Source organism: Paramicrobacterium chengjingii, from assembly GCF_011751765.2.
GTDB classification, from domain to species: Bacteria; Actinomycetota; Actinomycetes; order Actinomycetales; family Microbacteriaceae; genus Paramicrobacterium; species Paramicrobacterium chengjingii.
On record NZ_CP061169.1, the window covers coordinates 2,112,463 to 2,132,262 of the forward strand.

Sequence of the window (19,800 nt, forward strand, 5' to 3'; positions counted from 1 at the left end):
CCTGGTTATCGATGATGAACCAGGGAGAGCCGTTTACGCCGCTGCGATACCCCGTAGATGGGGCACGCGTCGATCGCATCAGAACACGATATACGTCGGGTAAGGGCTGTGATTGGTGAATGATCCGAAGGCCAGATTCACCCTGACGGGTGGTTCCCTATGAGATCGGTACTACTGTAGCACCCTTGAAGTCGACAGCGAGCATCTCGGCTCTCCAGGGTGTGGCGGTCCCGCTTTCCACGAGCCGTGCTGCATCCAAACGATCGCCCGGACCATCGCAGAGCACCAGAATCGAGGGCCCAGCCCCGGACACGACGGCAGGATAGCCATGAGCGCGAAGCAACGCGATCGTCTCGGTCGTATCGGGCATCGCCGCTGCCCGATAGCTCTGGTGGAGCTTGTCCTCTGTCGCTTGGAACAGCAGCTCGGGACTCTGCAGCATTGCGGCCACCATGAGCGAAGAGCGCGAGACGTTGAACACGGCGTCCGCATGCGGCACACTAGCAGGCTGCAATTCGCGAGCACGACGCGTCGACAGCGTGGACTCGGGAATGAACACCAGAGGCGAAACTCCCCTGTGAACCATCAGCTTCTTGTGCCGAGGACCTTCTTCCGATGTCCAGGCGATGGTAAGCCCGCCGAAGAGAGCGGGTGCCACGTTGTCCGGGTGTCCTTCGAGCTCAGAAGCGATACCGAGCAGCAGATCCTCCGTGAACGTCACGGAACCCTCGAGAAGGCCCTGTGCAGCGGCGATACCCGCAACAACCGCCGCACCAGAGGATCCCAGTCCGCGACCGTGTGGAATCGCATTGCGGGCTTCGATGTGCAGGCCTGGTGCCTCCTGACCGACCGCGGCGAACGTCGCTATCGCAGACGAAGCAACGAGGTTCGTCTCGTCAACCGCAACCTCACCCTCGCCGACACCATGCACATCAACGGTGACGCTCTTCTCGTCGGTTGCCGTGACCGTGAGCTCGTCGTACATTGCCAATGCGAGGCCGAGCGTATCAAAGCCGGGCCCCAGGTTCGCCGACGTGGCGGGGACCTTCACCGAAACTCGGCGACCGGCGAAACTCACGCCCGTGCCTCGCCGCTGAGCCCCAGCACGCTGGCAACCTCAGCGGCATCCACGGGAACGACTGTCGGGTGAACATCGCCTCCGTCTTCTGTTCGGAGCGCCCACTGCGGGTCTTTGAGGCCGTGCCCGGTAACCGTCAGCACGCACGTTGACCCGACGGGAATCACACCAGCCTCCGACCGCTCGAGAAGACCAGCGACGCTGATCGCCGACGCGGGCTCGACAAACACGCCAACCTCGCTCGAGAGGATCTTCTGTGCACGTAGAATGTCACGGTCGCTGATCGCGCCGAAGTAGCCATCGGTCTTCTCACGGGCCTGAAGTGCGAGTTCCCATGACGCTGGGTTGCCAATGCGGATCGCGCTGGCGACGGTCTCCGGGTTCTTCACGACGGCACCGTCGACGATCGGGGCGCTGCCCGCCGCCTGAAAGCCGAACATTCGTGGCAGCTTCGTCGAGTCGCCGTAACCGATCGATTCAGAATAACCGCGCGTGTACGCTGTGTAGTTGCCTGCATTACCGATGGGAATGAAGTGAAAATCAGGCGCCTCGCCGAGCACTTCGACAACTTCGAATGCCGCCGTCTTCTGTCCCTCGATGCGATCAGGGTTCACCGAGTTCACGAGATGTACCGGGTAATTCGCCGACATGTCACGGGCCAGATCGAGGCAATCATCGAAATTGCCCTGCACCTGGATCAGCTGGCCGCCGTGCGCGACAGCTTGGCTGAGCTTGCCCATCGCGATCTTTCCCTCGGGAACCAGCACTGCCGCCGTGATGCCGGCATGAGCTGCGTACGCGGCCGCCGACGCCGACGTATTGCCCGTCGATGCGCAGATTACGGCCTTGGCTCCATGCTCGATGCCCTTGGAGATAGCCATGGTCATGCCGCGATCCTTGAACGACCCTGTGGGATTCATTCCCTCAAACTTGACATAGACCTTCGCCCCGGTTCGCTGCGAAAGCGATGGCGCTGGAATCAGCGGAGTTCCGCCCTCGCCGAGCGTCACAACGGGCGTCGCGTCAGAGACGTCGAGACGCTCCCGGTATTCATTGATGACTCCACGCCACAGGTGTGCCATTACTGGGCTCCTTCAACTCTCAGGACACTGACGATACGGTCGGTCGCGCTGGCGTCCTGCAGCGCGTCAACGACTGCGCGAATGGATTTCTCCCTCGCGCGGTGGGTGCCAATGATCAGCGTGGCGAGGCCATCCTCGTCGTCGCCGATGGTCTGCTCGATTGTCTGCACAGAAACGCTGTAGTTCGCGAAGATACCGGCAACCTCGGCGAGCACACCCGAACGGTCCTTGACACGGAGGTTGATCTGGCATTTCGTAATGACGTCGTCGATGGGCAGCAGTGGAAGCGCCGCATGGTTGGAGCCGTTCAGCCCGGGGCCGCCAGCGACGTGACGACGTGCCGCCGAGACGACATCGCCGAGAATGGCGGATGCTGTCTGCAGCCCGCCTGCACCGGCACCGTAGAACATGAGGGGACCTGCCGCCTCGGCATCCACGAATACCGCATTGTTCTCGGCATACACCGATGCAAGCGGATGCTCGCGCGGGACCAGCGCCGGGTACACACGTGCAGAGATGCCGAGCTCCCCGTCTGCGGTTGTGAGCCGCTCGGCGACGGCGAGAAGCTTGATCACGTAACCCGCGGATTGAGCGGCCTGAATCTGCTCCGCCGTGATGTCGGAGATGCCCTCACGGTGCACCTTGCCCGCATCAATCTGAGAGTGAAAGGCGAGGCCTGCGAGAATCGTCACCTTCTGTGCCGCGTCGTAGCCCTCGACGTCGAGTGTCGGGTCTGCCTCGAGATAGCCCGCTTCGAACGCGAGCTTTGACGCCTCGTCCATTGTCTCGCCGAAGCGATCCATGCGATCGAGAATGAAGTTTGTGGACCCGTTCACGATTGCGAGCACACTTGTGATGTTGTCTCCCGCGAGGCTGTCACGCAGTGGTCGCAGAATCGGAATCGCTGCGGCAACGGATGCTTCGTAGGAAATCTCAGCGCCGACACGTTCGGCTGCGTCGAAAAGCTCCGGCCCGTGTGCGGCGAGCAGAGCCTTGTTGCCCGTGACGACGTCAGCTCCGGCGTTCACCGCCGAGAGAATGTACGACTTGGCCGGCTCAATGCCCCCCATGAGCTCGATCACGATGTCGGCACCGAGGATGAGTGATTCGGCATCTGTTGTGAAGAGTTCGCGCGGCAGATCCACGTCCCTCTTCGCGTCGACGTCGCGAACGGCGATGCCCACGAGTTCCAGATCGGCACCGGCACGCGCAGCGAGCTCCTGACGGTTGTCAATGAGCTTTCGGGCCACCTGCGAGCCAACGGAACCGGCCCCGAGAAGGGCCACCCTGAGGGTGCGGCTGTCGATCATCGTCCATCCAATCCGGCGTCGCGCGCCATGAGGTCGGCTTCAGTCTCTCCACGCACAATGACGCGTGCGCGGCCGTCGCGGACGGCAACAATGGGTGGCCGCCCCAGGTAGTTGTAGTTGCTGGCGAGAGACCAGCAGTATGCGCCTGTCGCTGGAACAGCGAGCAGATCTCCCGGCTCGACGTCCGACGGCAAGTAGTCGGCAGAGACAACGATGTCGCCCGACTCGCAGTGCTTTCCGGCGATCCGCACAAGGGCGGGCGCAGCGTCCGACCGGCGTGAGGCGATTCGCACTGAATAGTCCGCGTCGTACAGTGCGGTGCGGGCGTTATCGCTCATGCCGCCGTCGACGCTGACGTAGAGGCGTGTTTTCGTTCCCGATTCGGTCTCGACGTCAACGGGCTTCGTGGTTCCGGCCTCGTACAGGGTGACACCCGCCGTTCCGATGATCGTGCGCCCCGGCTCGAAGGCGACATCAGGAATCGGAATCCGGAGCAGCTCGCATTCGTCGCTGACGATGCGCGCGATCGCCTCGGCGAGTTCGCCGATCGGCGTCGGATCGTCGACGCTTGTGTACGCGATGCCGAAGCCTCCACCGAGGTTCAACTCGGCAACCGGCCCTGTGCGAAGCAGCTCCTTGTGCACGGCGAGCAGTCGCGCGGCCGATTCGGCGAATCCGCCCGACCCGAAGATCTGCGAACCGATGTGACAGTGCAGACCGATGAACTCCAGGCTCTCGAATGCCCGAATGCGTGCAACGGCGTCGGGAGCAGCCTCGAGCGTCAGACCGAACTTCTGATCTTCATGGGAGGTGGCCAGAAACTCGTGAGTATGCGCGTGGACTCCGCTATTGACTCGTAGACGAACGCGTTGCCGCGCGCCGTGACGCACGGCAGCCTCTGCCACTCTGTCGATTTCCTGGATGCTGTCGATAATGATCGTTCCGACACCGGATGCAACGGCGCGATCGATCTCCGAGAGCGATTTGTTGTTTCCATGGAAGCCGATCCGGTCCGCCTCGACTCCGGCGGCCAGCGCGACGCCCAGTTCTCCGCCAGAACACACATCAATACGGCAGCCGGCCTCGACCATCCACCGGGCGACCTCGCTGGTCAGGAGCGCTTTGCCCGCGTAATAGACGTGTGCACGACTGCCGATCTGTGCAAAGGCGTAATGCAGGGCTTCACGCACTTCGCCAGCGCGCTCACGCGCATCTCGCTCGTCGACGACGTAGAGCGGGGTGCCGAACTGCTGTGCAAGCTCGTGTGCGGAGACTCCACCGATCTGCAGCTCTCCCGATTCGGCGCGGGCCGCTGTGCTCGGCCAGAGCCCAGGCGCGAGGGCATTCGCGTCGTCGGGCTCGACGAGCCACGAGGGTGCGAGTGGGTTATGCGTCACAGAAGACCGTTCGTGTGGTGCGGGAGGGATATTTCAGTCGCAGAAAGTCTATCGAGGGAGCATGCCATTCGATGCATTCACTGTTTCACTGGGCGTCACACGATCCGCGGGAGCTGAGGTCGGGGCCATTCCGAGGCATATCCGTCGCCGACAGTGTCACAGTGAGAGTCTCCGGACTGACATCAATTCCGTCGACGCTGATGCCCTCGGGCAGGGACGATGCAACGCAGACGGTGACCGGTTCCTCGCCGAGGAGATTGCTGACGAAGGAGGTCACGTCGAGATTGCCCAGATCGGTGAGGACTGTGACATCCACGGGAGCGAGGCTCACGGAGTCACCCTGTGCCTGTGGCTCTGTGACTAACGCGTAACCGATAGTGAAGCCCAGAAAGCTCGCTGACTGGTTGTAGCTCAGTGTGCCATCGCCAAGGCTCAGGTGAGGGTCAGCGCCGCCGAGCACGAGCAGCGCGTTTGCGGCATCCTCTCCCCCGGTCACAACAGCTGTCGTCTCGTCGATGGTGTCATTCTCGTCGAGGGGCACGCCGTGCGCTGTCACAATGATGTCGAACGGGATTCCGTCGACCTCTGCGTCATCTGAAGTGACAGTCACATTATCGAAGGTGCCGGCAATCAGCTGCGGCAGAAACAGTCCTCCGTCAATGGTCACTTCAAGATCTGCAGTGACATTGCCGGGAAGCTTTGACTCTAGAGCATCCTCAACGCCATCTTGCGCCATTCCGCGAATGAGTCCATCGGCAAGCCAGAGGACGAGGCCGATCACCGCGATCACCACAACGACAATGACGATCACGAGAGCCGCACGCCGTCCGCTGCTTCGACGGAGCACAGGCTGAGCCTCGGGGAGCCCGGTCACATTACATCCGCTCGGGCGCAGACACGCCAAGCAAGTCGAGACCGTTGGCGATCACCTGGCGCGATGCATCATTCAGCCAAAGCCGCGTGCGATGAACATCGTCGATGGAGTCATCGCCTCGGGGAATGACGCGGCAGTTGTCGTACCAGCGATGGTAAAGGCCGGCGATCTCCTCGAGGTAGCGAGCCACGCGGTGCGGTTCGCGCAGTTCGGCGGATTGAGCGACGATACGAGGGAATTCCTGCAGAGCACCGAGAAGGGCACCCTCTGTCTCGTGCGTGAGCGTCTCTGGCGCGAAGACGCTGCGGTCGACGCCCGACTCGGCCGCGTTGCGCCCCACTGCACAGGTGCGGGCGTGCGCATATTGCACGTAGAACACGGGATTGTCGTTCGTGCGCTTGCGCAAAAGCTCCGGGTCCAGTGTCAGCGGCGAATCGGCGGGTGAGCGCCCGAGAGAGTAGCGCAGAGCATCCGTTCCGAGCCACGCCTGCAGATCATCGAGCTCGATGATGTTCCCCGCTCGTTTCGACAGTCGTGCTCCATTGACGCTCACAAGCTGCCCGATGAGCACCTCAATGTCGTTCTCCGGGTCGTCGCCCGCGGCGCCCGCAACCGCCTTGAGACGGTGAACGTACCCGTGGTGGTCGGCGCCCAGAAGGTAGATCTTATGTGTGAAACCGCGGTCGCCCTTGTTGAGGTAGTACGCGGCGTCTGCGGCGAAATATGTATAGACGCCGTTTCCACGTCGAATCACACGGTCCTTGTCGTCGCCGAACTCGGTCGTACGCACCCAGATCGCGTCGTCCTTGTCGTAGACGTGCCCTTGCTCACGCAGGCGGTCGACGGCCGAATCGATGTCGCTCTTGCCGTCGCCCGAGGAGGCGTGCAGCGTTCTCTCTGAGAACCAGATATCGAAGTGCACGTTGAATCGAGCAAGGGACTGCTTGATTTCTTCGAGCTGCAGCCCGTACGCGATCTCCCGCGCCGTACGAACAGCCTCATCGTCGGGCATGTGGGTCAGCGTGGGGGCCTGCGCGACGACCGCGTCGGCGAGTTCCCCGATGTACGCGCCGGGGTAGCCTCCCTCCGGCGTTGGCTCGCCTTTGGCCGCGGCGAGCACCGAGAGCCCGAACGTGTCCATCTGGCTGCCCGCATCATTGATGTAATACTCGCTCGCGACGTCGGCACCGGATGCCGCAAGCACTCGTCTGATGGAGTCGCCGAGAGCCGCCCAACGAGTGTGGCCGATGTGCAGAGGACCAACCGGGTTCGCCGAAACGAACTCAAGATTGATCGTCTGCCCCGCGAGGCTGTTGTTGCGTCCGTATGAGATTCCCGCGTTGACGATCACCTGTGCGAGCTGCCCGGCAGCGGCCGCTTCGAGTCGAATGTTGATGAATCCAGGGCCGGCCACCTCGGCGGATGCAACGCCGTCTGCCTTGTGCAGTTCCGTGGCGATCTCGATTGCGAGCTCCCGCGGATTCACACCGAGGGACTTTGCCAGTTTCATCGCAATGTTTGAGGCCCAGTCTCCGTGATCACGGTTTTTCGGGCGCTCGATCGTGACCATCGTCTCCGTCAGCTCAGCCGAAGCCCCTTCGCGACGTCGCTCGGCAATGGGAGCGAGAATGCCGAACAAGACACGCGAAAGATCAGATGGAGTCATGGTCATCGAGTCTAATGCCAGCTGTCTGCGTGTCCTGCGCGTTGACGCCCTTCTTCCGCCCCGCGTTGATACTCTCGAATCGTCTTCGCCACTGTCGAAAGGAACCCATGTCCGCCAGCAGTGCCGTTCTGCGTCGTAGCGCCGTGATCGCTCTCGCCCTCGGGAGTCTCACGCTGACGGCGTGCGCGCCGCCCGTGGGCCCTGACAGCGCACCGAGCGCGTCGGAGTCGTCATCGCCGACGACGTCAGGGGTCCCGCCCGCAGACGAGCACCGCGAAAGCCCCGATGACACGGCAACCGCTCCCCCGAATTCCACAAAGAACCCGGATGCCGGTGAGGACGTCGGGCTCGGGTGCGACGACGTGATCACGCTGCAGCAGATGTATGACTTCAACCCCAATGTGAGCGCGCTCGGTGAATTTTCACCGGCAGCCGGTACCCCCGCGGCAAAGGTCGCTTCATATAACGGTCTCACCTGCCGGTGGAGCAACAATACGAGCGGTCGAACGATTGATGTGTCCATCGCCAAGCTCGCACCGCAGACTCTCGATGACCTCGCAGCTGAGGCCGATGCCGCAGGTGAATCGGTGACGACGTACGGAGAGAAGGGCTTTTTCTCGCACACATCGGGACTGGGCACGGCGCAGATCTTCACGAGCACGTACTGGATAGTCATCTCGTCAAAGGATTTCTCGGACTCCCGTGGGGCGGAACAGCTTGCGCAGTTCGTTCTCGGCAATCTTCCGTAGCTCAGGCGAGTACAGCGGCCGAAAGATGGTCGTCGGCGAGGATCGAGTCGCTGACCGCGTTCACCTCAACTGTTGAGAGCCGCAGATTTCCAATGTGGTTCGTGAGAAACGCGATGTCTGATGCATCGCGCCCCGTCGAAATTCGAACGAGCGATTGACGAGGAGCGAGACGAGTGGCGTCGACGACATTCCACCGGCCGTCAACCCATGCCTCAGCGACAGCGTGGAAGTCCATGGGCGACAGTCCCGGAGCATAGACGGCTGCGACCCGAGCGGGCACATCGCATGCTCGCAGCATCGTCACGACGACGTGGGCGAAGTCACGACAGACCCCGCGCCCGGCGTTCAAGGTCGTTCGCGCGCTGTCGGTACCTGTGCTCGAACCGGGAACGTACTCAAGGGTCTCGTGCGTCCAGGTCGCTACGGCGTTCACGAGCGCGAGGCCGGTGAGCCCCGCGAACATCGACCGGGCCTGCATGTAGAGAGCGTCAGATTCGGCGTATCGGCTCGGGCGAAGATACCCCACCAGATCAATCTCGCGCACCGGTTCGATCGGTCGTGACCCGGCGACGTTCGCCGAGTAAAAGACCTCGTAATTGCCCGGGTCGCCTGTGAATCTGAGAATGCGCGTCCCGTGGCTGTCGACGATCTCTCGCGGCAAATAGACACGGCCATCGTTCGTGAAGGTGAACGATTCCGAGAGGATCGGGGTTCCGGCGGCCACGGCAATCTGAAAGAGCATGTCGCTCTGCCCACCCAGCACGAACTGGAGATGGGCATTCACGGTACGCTGCATGCCTTCATCATCACACTGGCAGGGCGCGCAACGACAGGTGCAGCTCTCCCCGGACCCACTTCACGGCTGATGCACAGGCACCTCGCCGCGCCGCTTTTCGAACGGCGCCTTCCGGGTGCTAGCCTAGGTTCGCGCCGATGCGAGACATCGGGCGATTTGCCTCCGTAGCTCAGGGGATAGAGCGCCGGTTTCCGGTACCGAAGGTCGCAGGTTCGATTCCTGTCGGGGGCACAGATCAGACGCGGATTGCGACGTCGACGCGTGATGCGTCTCCGATTCACAGTTGTCGAGACGCATCCGTCTCATACCGAGCACCCATCGCACCCAGCTCGCTGCTACCGGGCGTCGCCGTGAGTCGAGTCGATATCAGTAGGCGCCGTTAGCGCGCAGCCACCCCAGAGGGTCGACAAGGCCGCCGTTGATGGTGATCTCGATGTGCAGGTGGTTCGCTGTCGAGCGTCCGGTGCTTCCCACGAGGCCGAGAACCTGGCCGGCCGTCACATGCTGACCGACTGAGACCTGACGGGAACCGTAGGTCATGTGTCCATAGGTTGAGCGCACGGTCTGGCCGCCGATGTTGTGTTCAACGACAACTCCGACACCGTATCCGCCGTAGCTCTCCTGAGAGACGACGACGACACCGTCGGCGACGGAGCCGATCGGCGTGCCCCCTGCGATCAGGATGTCAACGCCGTGGTGGGATCCACCGCGGCTCATGAACCCGTCGCCGATCGTTCCTCTCCCCGGAAGGGGCCAGCGCACAGAACCATCACCGGCAATCGCGGAGTACGGTCCCCCGCCGCCTGTGCTGTCGTTCGCGCTGTCTTCACGTGCCTGTTCACGGGCCCGCTTTGCTGCGGCTTCCGCTTCGGCGGCCTTGCGCGCGGCTTCGAGTTCTTCTGACGTCGTTGCGCCATAGATGTCGCGCACGAGATTCATCGCCGGCTCGACGGCAACGTCGCTGGCGTCAAGAGTCTGTGCGGATGCTGTGGCGATGTCGTAGCTTGAGGGACCGTGCGTTCCGGCCGCCTCCGGTGAAGCGTAGGACGGCAGAGCCATGGTCGCGAACAGGCCGGGAACAACGAGGCCGACGATCGCTGTGGACGCCCACGATCGCGCAACGCTCCTGCGCGAACGTGGCTGCTTCGCCTGTGCCGCGGGAGGTGTCGGGCGTGTGGCAGCAGGCGTCGACGACCGTAACGCTCCGCGGTTGGTCTGGCGTCGAGCTTCCATCGCCCGTCGTGCGCGGCGGGTAGCGGGTGCGTTCGGGGTGCCTTCTGAGGCGTCATGCCTCGTCTCGAACGAATCAGTCACCAGTACATCCTCCACACATGACACCGTGAGTCGCTGGGCGCGAAAATCAGGGAATCCACCCCGCGTGTGCGACTCGACCGAGTGGGGGTCACCGGCCGGTTGTCATGCGAACTCATCCGAGGATACGGGAACATAACGATTTGTGCACGCTCTCTGGCACGTTTGGTGAAGATTTTCAGACTGGCTCCGTGACGAAATCGATCAATTGTTCGACGCGGCCCAACAGCTGCGGCTGCAAATCCGTATAGCTCGACACCCGACCGAGAATGCGTTTCCAGGCGCGTGCGATATCGGCCTGGTCGGCGTGGGGCCACCCGAATGCGTCGCAGATTCCGTGCTTCCATTCCACTGTGCGCGAAACAGTCGGCCAATCAGAAATTCCCAGTCTCTCGGGCAGCACAGACTGCCAGATATCGACGTAAGGATGCCCGACGATCAGCACGTTCTGCCCGTGGACGGAGCGGGCGACCTGCTCGGCAATGCGGGTCTCTTTCGAACCGGGAACAAGGTGATCGACGAGCACGCCGATGCGAGCGGCCCTGGTGGGAGCGGCATCCTGAATAATCGCGTTGAGGTCATCGATTCCGCCGAGGTACTCCACAACCACGCCCTCTGCCCTGAGGTCGTCACCCCACACTTTCTCGACGAGTTCCGCATCGTGGCGACCTTCGACGAAGATGCGGCTCTGCCGCGCAACACGCGCGCGCCGCTCTGCCGCGGCGAAAGAGCCGGAGGCCGTGCGCTTCGGCCCATTCGCCCTCGCACGCGCTTTCACAAGCTCGATGGGCTTACCGTCGATCATGAACCCTCTGCCGAGGGGGAACGCTCTCACCACGCCCGAGAAGTCCTCAAGCTCTACCGTCTGCCCCTCGACGCCGACGACGGCTCCGCACCAGCCGCTGCCCGCGTCTTCGACGACGAGGCCCCTCTCGGCTTCGACCGCCGTGTGCGTTGGCTTGCCGCGGTTCTTCCAATCGCCGGCGAGTACGTCTGTTCCATACCGATCATGCGTCACCTGAGGAACAATAACCGCAATGCCGTCTCCGGGCTTGGTGCCACCCCGATCACGCCGCCAGTTGTCGGAGGGCCTCACGTTCGAGCCCGTCAAGCAGCCGCTCAAGTTGGTCGACGGGTGCCATTGGAGCCTCCGGGTGCCACTGGACGCCCGTAATCGGCAGGATGTCGTGCTCGACAGCCTCGATGTGGCCATCATGCGACCACCCAACGGCACGCAGCCCCGGGCCGGGTCGATCAATCACCTGGTGGTGCCCTGACTGCACGGTGACGTGCTCGCCCAGCCGAAGCGCGAGCGTGCTCGAGCGTTCGAGCGAGACAGGATGCTCCACGAGGGTGTACTCGACGGGAAGGTCGGTGAGACGGTGACCGGTCTCCTCCATGTGCTGCACGAGTGTCCCGCCGAAAGCCACGTTGATGACCTGATGACCACGGCAGATGCCGAGAACAGGAGTGGCGCGCAACGCCGCCCTGCGCACGAGTGCAAGCTCTGCAGCATCCGCTGTTCGGTAGTGGTGGCCTTCGCCTTCGTACCCGGACTGACCCCCATAGAACTCGGGGGCGATGTCTTCCCCGCCCATGATGACGATCGCATCGGCGGATTCAGTGGCATCGAGCAGGCCGTCGGTGCCGAGACGTTCTGCCGTGAGCAGTCGGGCATCCCACCCGAGAATCGCAGCGTCGGCGACGGTGCGGCGCGTCATGCCCCTCGTATACGCATCGTATTCGGGAGCGTGCGGGCGTGCGTCAGTCACCTCGACGACGGCCAGCTGCAGCATCCGCTCAGTGTTGGTCACCGACTTCCTCCTTCTGACGTTTCGATCGATTCTCTCGCGAGAGCGGCCGCGCTGCCACTGCGATCGTCACAGTCAGACACATGGTGCGGCAGATATGCAGGAAAAGGAAACGTACCGGCCCGTAGACTCGAACTCACCGAACCGGCGGCCGCTCGGCCGACTGCGACGAGAGGGAGTACATGAGCAAGCAGACCATCTTCGGGCGCATCACACAGTTGGCCCGAGCGAATATCAACTCGATTATCGATTCGGCGGAAGACCCGCAGAAGATGCTCGACCAGATGGTTCGCGACTACACGAACAACATCGCAGAGGCAGAAAGCGCCATCGCCGAGACGATCGGCAACCTGCGGATGCTTGAGCAAGACCATAAGGAAGACGTCGACGCCGCACGCGACTGGGGCACAAAGGCACTTGCCGCGAGCAAGCGCGCCGATCAGATGCGCGCGTCAGGTGATACGACGGGCGCCGACAAATTCGACAATCTCGCAAAGGTCGCCCTTCAGCGCCAGATCGGCTCAGAGGGCGAGGCGAAGGCAGCGGAACCGCAGATCGCGTCGCAGTCGGATGTCGTCAGCAAGCTCAAGGATGGGCTGAACGGCATGAAGGAGCGGCTTGAGCAGCTGAAATCGAAGCGCAACGAGCTGGTCGCACGTCAGAAGACCGCACAGGCACAGCTCAAGGTGCACGATGCGCTCAAGAGCATCGACATCATGGACCCCACAAGCGAGGTCAGCCGTTTCGACGAGAAGATTCGCCGTGAAGAGGCGAAGGTGCTCGGTCAGCAGGAGCTCGCGGCCTCGAGTCTCGACGCGCAGTTCGAGGAGCTCGACGACCTGGGAGAGCTGACCGAGGTTGAGGCGCGCCTTGCCGCGCTCAAGAGCGGTGGAAATGGTTCGATCGAGTCCTGATCGAGGTGTCAGCGAACGGGCGTCGGGGGCGGTCTCCCGGCGCCCGTTCGCGCGTGGAGGAATGATGGTGGCGTCGGAGCGTCCCCGTCGCATAATTGAACAATGACGGCATTCATGGTGGTTCCGCAGTGGCAGGGCTCGTCATCGTCGCGCGCGATGCAACTCATAGACGGTGCAGAGGCCATCAGAGGCGATCTGCCGTCGAGCGCGACCCACGACGTTGCTGTGCCCCAGGGCGCGGGCGATGCCCTCGACACCGGAATCAGCAGATTCACCTCCCTCGTCACGGTGAGGGAGCGGCTGCGCGAACAGCTCAGCACAACACGTGACACCGCCGTCTGCATCGGCGGCGGCTGCGGAATAGAGATTGCCGCCATCGATTATGCGATGGAGCGCGCACACGGTGATCTCGCCGTGCTCTGGCTCGACGCCCACCCGGATCTTCATACAGCGGAGACATCCCCGTCGGGCGCTTTCGACGGCATGGCGCTCCGTTCCGTGCTCGGTGAGGGGCACGACGTGCTCGCCGCATCCCACCCCGTTGCCCCAAGCAACGTTGTGCTCGGCGGCATCCGCTCGGTCGATGAGGACGAGGCCGCCTACCTTGACGAGTCTGACCTGCGGGCGCTGAGCACGGATGAGGTGGGCGGAATCGTTGATTCTCTCGACCAGACTGGAGCATCAGAGGTGTATGTGCACATTGACCTCGACGTGCTTGACCCGGCCGACATCGACGGCACGCACTGGGCGGAGCCGTTCGGGATTCCGCTCACGGGGCTCATCGATCTGCTCGGGAGCGTACGTAGCAGATTCTCACTTGCCGGAGCGGGAATCACAGGCTTCGCCCCCGCGTCTGCTGCTGCTGCAGCCGACGATCTTGCGGCGATCCTGCGCGTTCTCGGAGCCCTGACACGGCGCTGACAGCGCGGCAGCGCTCAGCCGAGTAGTGTCGGAGCATGAACGAGTACGACATTGTTGTCATCGGTGCAGGTGCTGTCGGAGAAAACGTCGCTGACTATGCGACCAAAGCGGGTCTCTCGTGCGTGATCGTGGAGAACGACAAGGTAGGCGGCGAGTGCTCGTACCGAGCCTGCATTCCCTCGAAGGCGTTGTTGCGTTCTGGTGACGCGCGCCGGGCGGCACTCGCTGTCGACGGAGCTGCGCAGGCCGTCACGCGGAGCCTCGATGTCGCCCGTGTGCTGGCCCGTCGCGATGCGTTCACGGGAAAGGGCGATGATTCGGGGCAGGTATCGTGGCTCGAAAACGCGGGCATTGACCTCGTTCGCGGGACAGCGCGGCTCATCGCCGAGCGCACCGTCGAGGTGAACCGTCCCGAAGGCACTCAGACGCTGAAAGCTCGCGTGGCGGTTGCGATGTGCACGGGCTCCGAGCCCCGAGTTCCGGCAATTCCCGGCATCGAGGAGATCGATATCTGGACCAGTCGGGAAGCCACCGTCGCCGAAGAAATACCGGCATCGCTCGCGATCGTTGGCGGCGGAGTCGTCGCTACCGAGCTGGCCACAGCGTTCGCATCACTCGGGTCGACGGTGACCGTCGTCGCGCGAAGCGGTCTTCTGAACGGGCACGAACCGCTTGCCGGTGAGGCCGTCACACAGAGATTCCGCGCTGACGGCATTGACGTGCTCGTCGCCGATGTCGATTCCATATCTGCCGCAGACGGCGGTGCGCAGCTGCAGCTCTCAACCGGGCAGACCGTGAGCGTCGCTCGCGTGCTGATCGCGACGGGCCGCCTTCCACGCACGAGCGACGTCGGAATCGAAACAGTCAATCTCGCACCCGGAGAATGGATCGATGTCGATGAGACAATGCTCGTGCGGGGGGTTCCCGGCGAATGGCTGTATGCGGTCGGTGATCTGAATCACCGCTCTCTTCTGACCCACCAGGGCAAATACCAGGCTCGGGCGGCCGCCGCTGCTATTGCAGCGCGAGCAGCGGGCGATGTTCCCGATACGCAGCCCTGGTCTGAAGCCACAGCGACGGCAGATCACGGCGCGATACCCTCCGTCGTCTTCAGCAGCCCGCAGGTGGCAACGGTTGGAATGACTGAGAAGGAAGCTGTGAGCGCCGGGCGGTCTGTGAGAACAATCGACATCGCCCTCGGATCTGTTGCCGGCGGATCGCTGCACGCGGATGGCTACGAAGGCACATTCCGAACCGTTGTCGACACGGAGCGGAATGTCGTGATTGGCGTGACTCTCGTCGGCGACGACGTCGCAGAGCTGCTGCACGCCGCGACCATCGCGATTGTCGGCGAGGTTCCGCTGCACAGACTCTGGCATGCAGTTCCCGCCTTCCCGACAATGAGCGAAGCATGGCTGCGAATGCTCGAAGCGCTGCGAGAGCCGGAGGCTCAGTGATTCGCGGCATCCTCACGAATTCTCCCCTCAGCCTGCTCGGCTACGCATACGCCACCCTCGTGGGCATGGTCTGGGGATTCATATGGTCGACGGGAAATGTCGAAAGGCGGGGCGGCCTCTTCATTTTTCGGGGAATGCCGAGCTGGACGTTCGGGCGCGGCGGCTCATGCGTTGGCGCGTGCTATCTCACCCGCACGAACGTGAGCCCCGACGTGCTTGAGCACGAAGCCGTGCATAAGCAGCAGTGGCGTACGTTTGGGCTGCTCTTCCCTGTGCTGTATGCATTGGAGGGTTTCAATCCACTCACAAACAGATTTGAGATCGAGGCCGGTCTGGAAAAGGGCGGCTACCTCCGGCGACGTCAGAGAGCGCCTTTGCGCCACTGAGAAATGAGCAGGCCGCCGAGGAATATCCCGCCGATGAGCGCAGTGACAACGCCGACCGGAAGCTGCTGCTGAATAGGTGCGAACTGCACGATCATGTCGGCACTCATCAACAGGACGGCACCGGTGAGTCCCGCGACGATCGGCGAGTTGGATCGGGCGACGACGCGAGCGACGTGCGGCGCCATGAGTGCGATGAAGGCGACAGGACCGCACACGGCAACGCCTCCCGCAGCAAGCACGATCGCGATTCCCACTGCCCACGTGCGTGTGTGGGACGCCGACGCGCCGACGCCGTCGGCAATATCGTCGCCCATCTCCACGATGGCGAGGCGTCGCGACAGCACGAGTGCCGCCGTTCCGAAAACAGCGAGAATCAACAGTATGATTCCCGCGTCGCGGAGAGACCGGGCCTCGAGGCTTCCATTCAGCCAAGTCGCGAGCACCGTGGCCTGCTCGCGCTTGATCCGCGTCAACATGAACTGCACGAATGACAAGGCAATAGCCTGCACACCGATGCCCGCGATGATCAATTTTCCGGGTGAGGCGAATCCGGTTCCCGTTGCGATATAGACAAGTGCTATGGCCGCGCTGGCTCCGATGACAGCGCCGGCGGGCAACGGCACAATGCCTGGCCAGAGAATGCCGAACGCGACGGCGCCCGCTGAGGCACCGGCAGTGAGCCCAATCACGTCAGGGCTGCCCAGCGGGTTACGGGTGACGCGTTGAAAGAGTGAACCGCTCACTCCGAATGCCGCGCCCGCACCCAGCGCGACGAGCAGCCGTGGGCCGCGGAGAGTCTGCACGACAAAACTGTCTGCCCCACTGTCGGCGACGAGAGCCGAAGGAAGTTGCAGCGGCGGAACTCCCAGATCGCCGAAAGCGAGAGTGAGCACCGAGAGAGCGATGACGGCGACGACGAGGCAGGCAATCACGACAAGCGTGCGCACCTGCACTCGCACCGACACTCGTGTGCCGATTCGCAGCGTATGCCTCTGAGCTCTCATCGACGCTCACCCTTCAGACGACGAAGGGCGATGAACAACGCCGGAGCACCGACGAACGCCGTCATAACACCGACCATGAGCTCATCCGGGCGAGCGATCACGCGCCCGAGCACATCGGAAAGCAATAACAGAACAGGACCGAGTGCGATGCACAAGGGAAGCAAACGCCGATGATCGGGACCGGATATGCTGCGCGCAATGTGCGGAACCGCGAGTCCAACGAACAGCACGGGACCAACCCCGGCCGTTGCCGCGCCAGCAAGGACGGCGACAGCGGCACCGCTCAGTAGGCGCACGACGATGGGTCGTTGACCGAGAGCTGTCGCGACGTCATCGCCCAACGCAAGCGTGTTCAGTCCGGGCGCAATGGCAAGTGCGAGCACAAGGCCAACGGCGACGAACGGCAGAATCACCCAGGCCTGCTCAATACCCCGCCCGGCAAGAGAGCCGACAACCCAGAACCGGTAGGCATCGAACACGTCGGGGAAGCTCAGGGAGATTGCCTGCACATACGCGGAGAAGACAGCGGTCACGACGGCACCGGCAAGCACGATTCGCGTCGTGCCCGCCTGCCCGCGCGATGACCCGAGCGCGTACACAATGACCACGGCGATGACAGCGCCAATCAGTGCGAGCCACACAGAACCCGATGCCACCGCACCGAAGAAGGCCGTGCCCGTCACGATCGCGGCCGCAGCCCCGACGTTGATGCCGAAGAGCCCGGGGTCGGCAAGCGGGTTTCGGGTGACTCCCTGCATTACGCCCCCCGCGACAGCGAGCGCGGCACCCACGATGACTCCGAGTACCGTGCGCGGAACTCGACTGGCGAGCACGGCATCAACGTAGTCGTCGCCCACTCCCATGATCGAGTCGACGATCTGCCCGGAGTCGAGAGGTTTCGAGCCGACGCCGAGACTCAGCACGACGGCGATGCCGAGCAGCACGAGAGCGACGGCCACGCCAAGTACATAGCGGCCGCTTCCGTGGGTGCGGCGTTCAGCCATCGACGTGCGTAACACCCTCGGAGATTATCGGCAGATATTCGTCGAGCGCCCAGGGCACGCTGAGCGGCGTCAGCACGCTCGTTGCCATTCCCAGCTCGCGGTTTGAGATGAACTCGACGACGGCGCCATTCTGCACAGCGGGAATCTGCTGCCAGAGTTGCTGCTCGGTGACACTCGCCTTCTCTTCATCGGAGTTGTACCAAGTGAAAAGCACATCGACATCATTCAGCATGTCAGCGTTCTCGATGCCGATCGTTGCGGTGAAGACGCCCTCGGCCGGTTCGAGATTGCTCACCGCGGGATCCAGCTCGAACCCCAGGGCTGTGAGCAGATCGACTCGGGGATCGCCCGGCAGATAGACGGACAGCTTCCCTGGCTCTCCTGTATAGACGTAAGCGAATGTCAATCCGTCGAATTCAGGATGCTCGTCGGCGGCGACCGAGAGCTGGTCGTCAATTCCGCCGATCAGATCGCTCGCAGCATCCGGTTGCCCGAGCGCCTTCGCCACGGTGTTGATCTGTGTCTTCCAGTCGGTCTGCCACGCGGCGTCCGGGTAAGCAACTGTCGGAGCGAGATCGCTGAGCAGATCGTACTGATCCTGAGTGAGCCCTGACTGCGGAGCAAGTATCACATCGGGATCGGCAGAAACGACAGCGTTGATGTCGATCTCCGGATAGACACCGAATGTCGACGGAATCTCGTCGCCGTTCGATTCGATCGCGTCGCGCAGCCACGGCAGTATGCCGTCGTCATCGCCGGCCCAGGTGTCTTCTTCGATGGCCACGGGCGTTTCCCCGAGTGCCACAACGATATCGGGCGTACCCCAGCCGATCGACACGATGCGCTCGGGCTTCTCGGGAATCGTCGCCGTTCCCAGGGCGCTTTCGATCGTCACAGGGAACGCCCCGTCTCCCGTCGATTCGCCCGGCCCGGAGTCGGATGCGCTTGAGCAGCCACTGAGGGCAAGTGCAATGATTGCAGCGCCGGCGGCTCCACGGGCAATTCGTGGCATCAGAGGTTCTCCATTGCGTTCTCAATGAGTGCGGTGTAGTCGTCAAGCACCCACGGGACGCTCAACGGAGTGATCAGACTCGCGGCTGTCACAAATTGGTGGTCGTAAATCGTGACGTCTGATCCGCGTTCAATGGCAGGAATCTGCGCATACAGGGGTTGAGCCTCTGTTGCAGCCTGCGATGCTTCGTCGCTGAACCAGGTGAAGAGAAGGTCGGCGTCATTGAGCTTGTCGGCGTTTTCGAGCCCGAGCGTGCTCGAGGCCGTGCCCTCGTCAACCGGCAGCTTCGTGATGAACTCCGCTGACTGCAGGCCCATCAGTTCAAGAATCGCCACACGCGGCTCCGATGGCTGAAAGACGCCCAGAGTGCCCGGGGTCGATGTGTACGTGTACACCACGCTCGTGCTCCCCCACTGGGGATGAGCCTCCGCAACGGCGCCGAGACTGTCGATGATCTCGTGGGTCAGCGTCGTTGCCTCATCGGCGAGGCCAAGAGCGGTGCCGATAATGCTGATCTGTTCGTCCCACGGCGTCGTCCAGGCCTCACCCGGATAGGCGACTGTTGGCGCGAGACCACTGAGCAGATCGAATTGCTCCTGTGTCAGACCGGACTGCGGGGCAAGGATCACGTCAGGATCCGCAGCGATGACCGCGTCGATGTCTAGTTCCGTGCCGCCATCGATGAGGGCAGGCAGCTCATCGCCCCGTTGTTCGATCGCCTCGCGTACCCATGGCTGGTAGCCCTCAGAGTCGCCGCCCCACGGATCGGCTTCAACGGCGACGGGCGTGAGCCCGAGAGCGACAACGGTGTCGGCAGTTCCCTGGCCGAGGGTGACGATTCGCTCAGGCTGTTCGTGGATCTCTGCCGTGCCGAGGGCGCTCTCGATCGAGACGGGAAATTCGGATGTGCGGGAGTCAGAGCTCTCGTCGTGTGCCGTAACCGAACCGCAGCCCGTCAGGGCAATTGTCGTGGCAGCAAGGGCGAGACCGGCGCCGAGAACGCGCAGTTGAAACACAGGTGTCCTTTC

Annotated in this window: 19 protein-coding genes and 1 tRNA gene; 6 read left to right on the forward strand and 14 right to left on the reverse strand. The window is 62.9% G+C overall.

What is annotated here, in order from left to right; translation table 11 throughout:
* Positions 1 to 157: 157 nt before the first annotated feature.
* The 6 genes from thrB to HCR76_RS10330 form a co-directional block, all read right to left on the reverse strand.
* Positions 158 to 1,078 carry a homoserine kinase gene (gene thrB / locus HCR76_RS10305; RefSeq protein WP_166992474.1) on the reverse strand — a complete coding sequence of 307 codons (921 nt, stop codon included), beginning with the start codon at positions 1,076 to 1,078 and terminating at the stop codon, positions 158 to 160.
* The gene (thrC, locus tag HCR76_RS10310) at positions 1,075 to 2,160 is read right to left on the reverse strand and encodes a threonine synthase (protein WP_166992472.1); all 1,086 of its coding nucleotides are present in this window, start codon (positions 2,158 to 2,160) and stop codon (positions 1,075 to 1,077) included. Before thrC ends, thrB begins: the two co-directional genes overlap by 4 nt.
* Entirely contained in the window at positions 2,160 to 3,470 is a 1,311-nt protein-coding gene (locus HCR76_RS10315; protein WP_166992470.1) for a homoserine dehydrogenase, read from the reverse strand. Before HCR76_RS10315 ends, thrC begins: the two co-directional genes overlap by 1 nt.
* Positions 3,467 to 4,867: a diaminopimelate decarboxylase gene (gene lysA / locus HCR76_RS10320; protein WP_166992468.1), complete on the reverse strand. Its 1,401-nt coding sequence runs from the start codon at positions 4,865 to 4,867 to the stop codon at positions 3,467 to 3,469. Before lysA ends, HCR76_RS10315 begins: the two co-directional genes overlap by 4 nt.
* Positions 4,868 to 4,952: 85 nt before the next feature.
* Positions 4,953 to 5,741, reverse strand: coding sequence for an LmeA family phospholipid-binding protein (locus HCR76_RS10325; RefSeq protein ID WP_166992466.1), 789 nt, complete (start codon positions 5,739 to 5,741; stop codon positions 4,953 to 4,955).
* A 1-nt stretch (position 5,742) separates the two neighbouring features.
* On the reverse strand, positions 5,743 to 7,407 hold the full coding sequence (locus HCR76_RS10330) for an arginine--tRNA ligase (protein WP_166992464.1): 1,665 nt from the start codon (positions 7,405 to 7,407) through the stop codon (positions 5,743 to 5,745).
* 107 nt (positions 7,408 to 7,514) lie between these two features.
* Here HCR76_RS10330 and HCR76_RS10335 point away from each other — a divergent pair, with 107 nt between their 5' ends.
* Positions 7,515 to 8,156, forward strand: coding sequence for an arginyl-tRNA synthetase (locus tag HCR76_RS10335; protein ID WP_166992462.1), 642 nt, complete (start codon positions 7,515 to 7,517; stop codon positions 8,154 to 8,156).
* Position 8,157: 1 nt separating this feature from the next.
* Here the strand turns inward: HCR76_RS10335 and HCR76_RS10340 are convergent, their stop codons facing one another.
* Positions 8,158 to 8,952, reverse strand: coding sequence for a transglutaminase-like domain-containing protein (locus tag HCR76_RS10340; protein ID WP_166992461.1), 795 nt, complete (start codon positions 8,950 to 8,952; stop codon positions 8,158 to 8,160).
* 158 nt (positions 8,953 to 9,110) lie between these two features.
* On the opposite strand from HCR76_RS10340, the gene HCR76_RS10345 reads away from it, so the two are divergent.
* A tRNA-Arg gene (locus HCR76_RS10345) sits at positions 9,111 to 9,183 on the forward strand.
* A gap of 135 nt (positions 9,184 to 9,318) precedes the next feature.
* On the opposite strand, the gene HCR76_RS10350 is transcribed toward HCR76_RS10345, so the two are convergent.
* The 3 genes from HCR76_RS10350 to HCR76_RS10360 form a co-directional block, all read right to left on the reverse strand.
* Positions 9,319 to 10,266 carry a M23 family metallopeptidase gene (locus HCR76_RS10350; RefSeq protein ID WP_235934294.1) on the reverse strand — a complete coding sequence of 316 codons (948 nt, stop codon included), beginning with the start codon at positions 10,264 to 10,266 and terminating at the stop codon, positions 9,319 to 9,321.
* 175 nt (positions 10,267 to 10,441) lie between these two features.
* On the reverse strand, positions 10,442 to 11,281 hold the full coding sequence (locus HCR76_RS10355; protein ID WP_166992459.1) for a DUF3097 domain-containing protein: 840 nt from the start codon (positions 11,279 to 11,281) through the stop codon (positions 10,442 to 10,444).
* A gap of 49 nt (positions 11,282 to 11,330) precedes the next feature.
* On the reverse strand, positions 11,331 to 12,077 hold the full coding sequence (locus HCR76_RS10360) for a gamma-glutamyl-gamma-aminobutyrate hydrolase family protein (RefSeq protein WP_244971371.1): 747 nt from the start codon (positions 12,075 to 12,077) through the stop codon (positions 11,331 to 11,333).
* A gap of 179 nt (positions 12,078 to 12,256) precedes the next feature.
* Here HCR76_RS10360 and HCR76_RS10365 point away from each other — a divergent pair, with 179 nt between their 5' ends.
* From HCR76_RS10365 to HCR76_RS10380, 4 genes are all read left to right on the forward strand, one after another.
* Positions 12,257 to 12,988, forward strand: coding sequence for a PspA/IM30 family protein (locus HCR76_RS10365; RefSeq protein ID WP_166992457.1), 732 nt, complete (start codon positions 12,257 to 12,259; stop codon positions 12,986 to 12,988).
* A 102-nt stretch (positions 12,989 to 13,090) separates the two neighbouring features.
* Positions 13,091 to 13,909, forward strand: a complete 819-nt coding sequence (locus HCR76_RS10370; RefSeq protein ID WP_166992455.1) for an arginase family protein — start codon at positions 13,091 to 13,093, stop codon at positions 13,907 to 13,909.
* Positions 13,910 to 13,944: 35 nt separating this feature from the next.
* The gene (locus tag HCR76_RS10375; RefSeq protein WP_166992453.1) at positions 13,945 to 15,366 is read left to right on the forward strand and encodes a dihydrolipoyl dehydrogenase family protein; all 1,422 of its coding nucleotides are present in this window, start codon (positions 13,945 to 13,947) and stop codon (positions 15,364 to 15,366) included.
* On the forward strand, positions 15,321 to 15,752 hold the full coding sequence (locus HCR76_RS10380) for a Fe-S oxidoreductase (RefSeq protein WP_166992451.1): 432 nt from the start codon (positions 15,321 to 15,323) through the stop codon (positions 15,750 to 15,752). The genes HCR76_RS10375 and HCR76_RS10380 overlap by 46 nt, the downstream gene beginning before the upstream one ends.
* Here the strand turns inward: HCR76_RS10380 and HCR76_RS10385 are convergent.
* Genes HCR76_RS10385 through HCR76_RS10400 form a run of 4 tightly spaced genes read right to left on the reverse strand, consistent with a single transcriptional unit; the run spans position 15,728 to position 19,788 of the window.
* Positions 15,728 to 16,756, reverse strand: a complete 1,029-nt coding sequence (locus HCR76_RS10385; protein WP_166992449.1) for a FecCD family ABC transporter permease — start codon at positions 16,754 to 16,756, stop codon at positions 15,728 to 15,730. The genes HCR76_RS10380 and HCR76_RS10385 overlap by 25 nt on opposite strands.
* The gene (locus tag HCR76_RS10390) at positions 16,753 to 17,775 is read right to left on the reverse strand and encodes a FecCD family ABC transporter permease (protein WP_198248036.1); all 1,023 of its coding nucleotides are present in this window, start codon (positions 17,773 to 17,775) and stop codon (positions 16,753 to 16,755) included. The genes HCR76_RS10385 and HCR76_RS10390 overlap by 4 nt, the downstream gene beginning before the upstream one ends.
* On the reverse strand, positions 17,753 to 18,772 hold the full coding sequence (locus HCR76_RS10395) for an iron-siderophore ABC transporter substrate-binding protein (protein WP_166992443.1): 1,020 nt from the start codon (positions 18,770 to 18,772) through the stop codon (positions 17,753 to 17,755). The genes HCR76_RS10390 and HCR76_RS10395 overlap by 23 nt, the downstream gene beginning before the upstream one ends.
* Positions 18,772 to 19,788, reverse strand: a complete 1,017-nt coding sequence (locus HCR76_RS10400; RefSeq protein WP_166992440.1) for an iron-siderophore ABC transporter substrate-binding protein — start codon at positions 19,786 to 19,788, stop codon at positions 18,772 to 18,774. Before HCR76_RS10400 ends, HCR76_RS10395 begins: the two co-directional genes overlap by 1 nt.
* Positions 19,789 to 19,800 lie beyond the last annotated feature (12 nt).

Excerpts from the sequence above, each read along its gene's own strand:
- HCR76_RS10315 (WP_166992470.1), bottom strand. The coding sequence starts at position 3,470 with ATGATCGACAGCCGCACCCTCAGGGTGGCCCTTCTCGGGGCCGGTTCC.
- HCR76_RS10370 (WP_166992455.1), top strand. The coding sequence starts at position 13,091 with ATGACGGCATTCATGGTGGTTCCGCAGTGGCAGGGCTCGTCATCGTCG.
- thrC (WP_166992472.1), bottom strand. The coding sequence starts at position 2,160 with ATGGCACACCTGTGGCGTGGAGTCATCAATGAATACCGGGAGCGTCTC.
- HCR76_RS10365 (WP_166992457.1), top strand. The coding sequence starts at position 12,257 with ATGAGCAAGCAGACCATCTTCGGGCGCATCACACAGTTGGCCCGAGCG.
- HCR76_RS10395 (WP_166992443.1), bottom strand. The coding sequence starts at position 18,772 with ATGCCACGAATTGCCCGTGGAGCCGCCGGCGCTGCAATCATTGCACTT.
- HCR76_RS10340 (WP_166992461.1), bottom strand. The coding sequence starts at position 8,952 with ATGCAGCGTACCGTGAATGCCCATCTCCAGTTCGTGCTGGGTGGGCAG.
- HCR76_RS10375 (WP_166992453.1), top strand. The coding sequence starts at position 13,945 with ATGAACGAGTACGACATTGTTGTCATCGGTGCAGGTGCTGTCGGAGAA.
- HCR76_RS10330 (WP_166992464.1), bottom strand. The coding sequence starts at position 7,407 with ATGACTCCATCTGATCTTTCGCGTGTCTTGTTCGGCATTCTCGCTCCC.
- HCR76_RS10335 (WP_166992462.1), top strand. The coding sequence starts at position 7,515 with ATGTCCGCCAGCAGTGCCGTTCTGCGTCGTAGCGCCGTGATCGCTCTC.
- HCR76_RS10385 (WP_166992449.1), bottom strand. The coding sequence starts at position 16,756 with ATGAGAGCTCAGAGGCATACGCTGCGAATCGGCACACGAGTGTCGGTG.
- HCR76_RS10380 (WP_166992451.1), top strand. The coding sequence starts at position 15,321 with ATGGCTGCGAATGCTCGAAGCGCTGCGAGAGCCGGAGGCTCAGTGATT.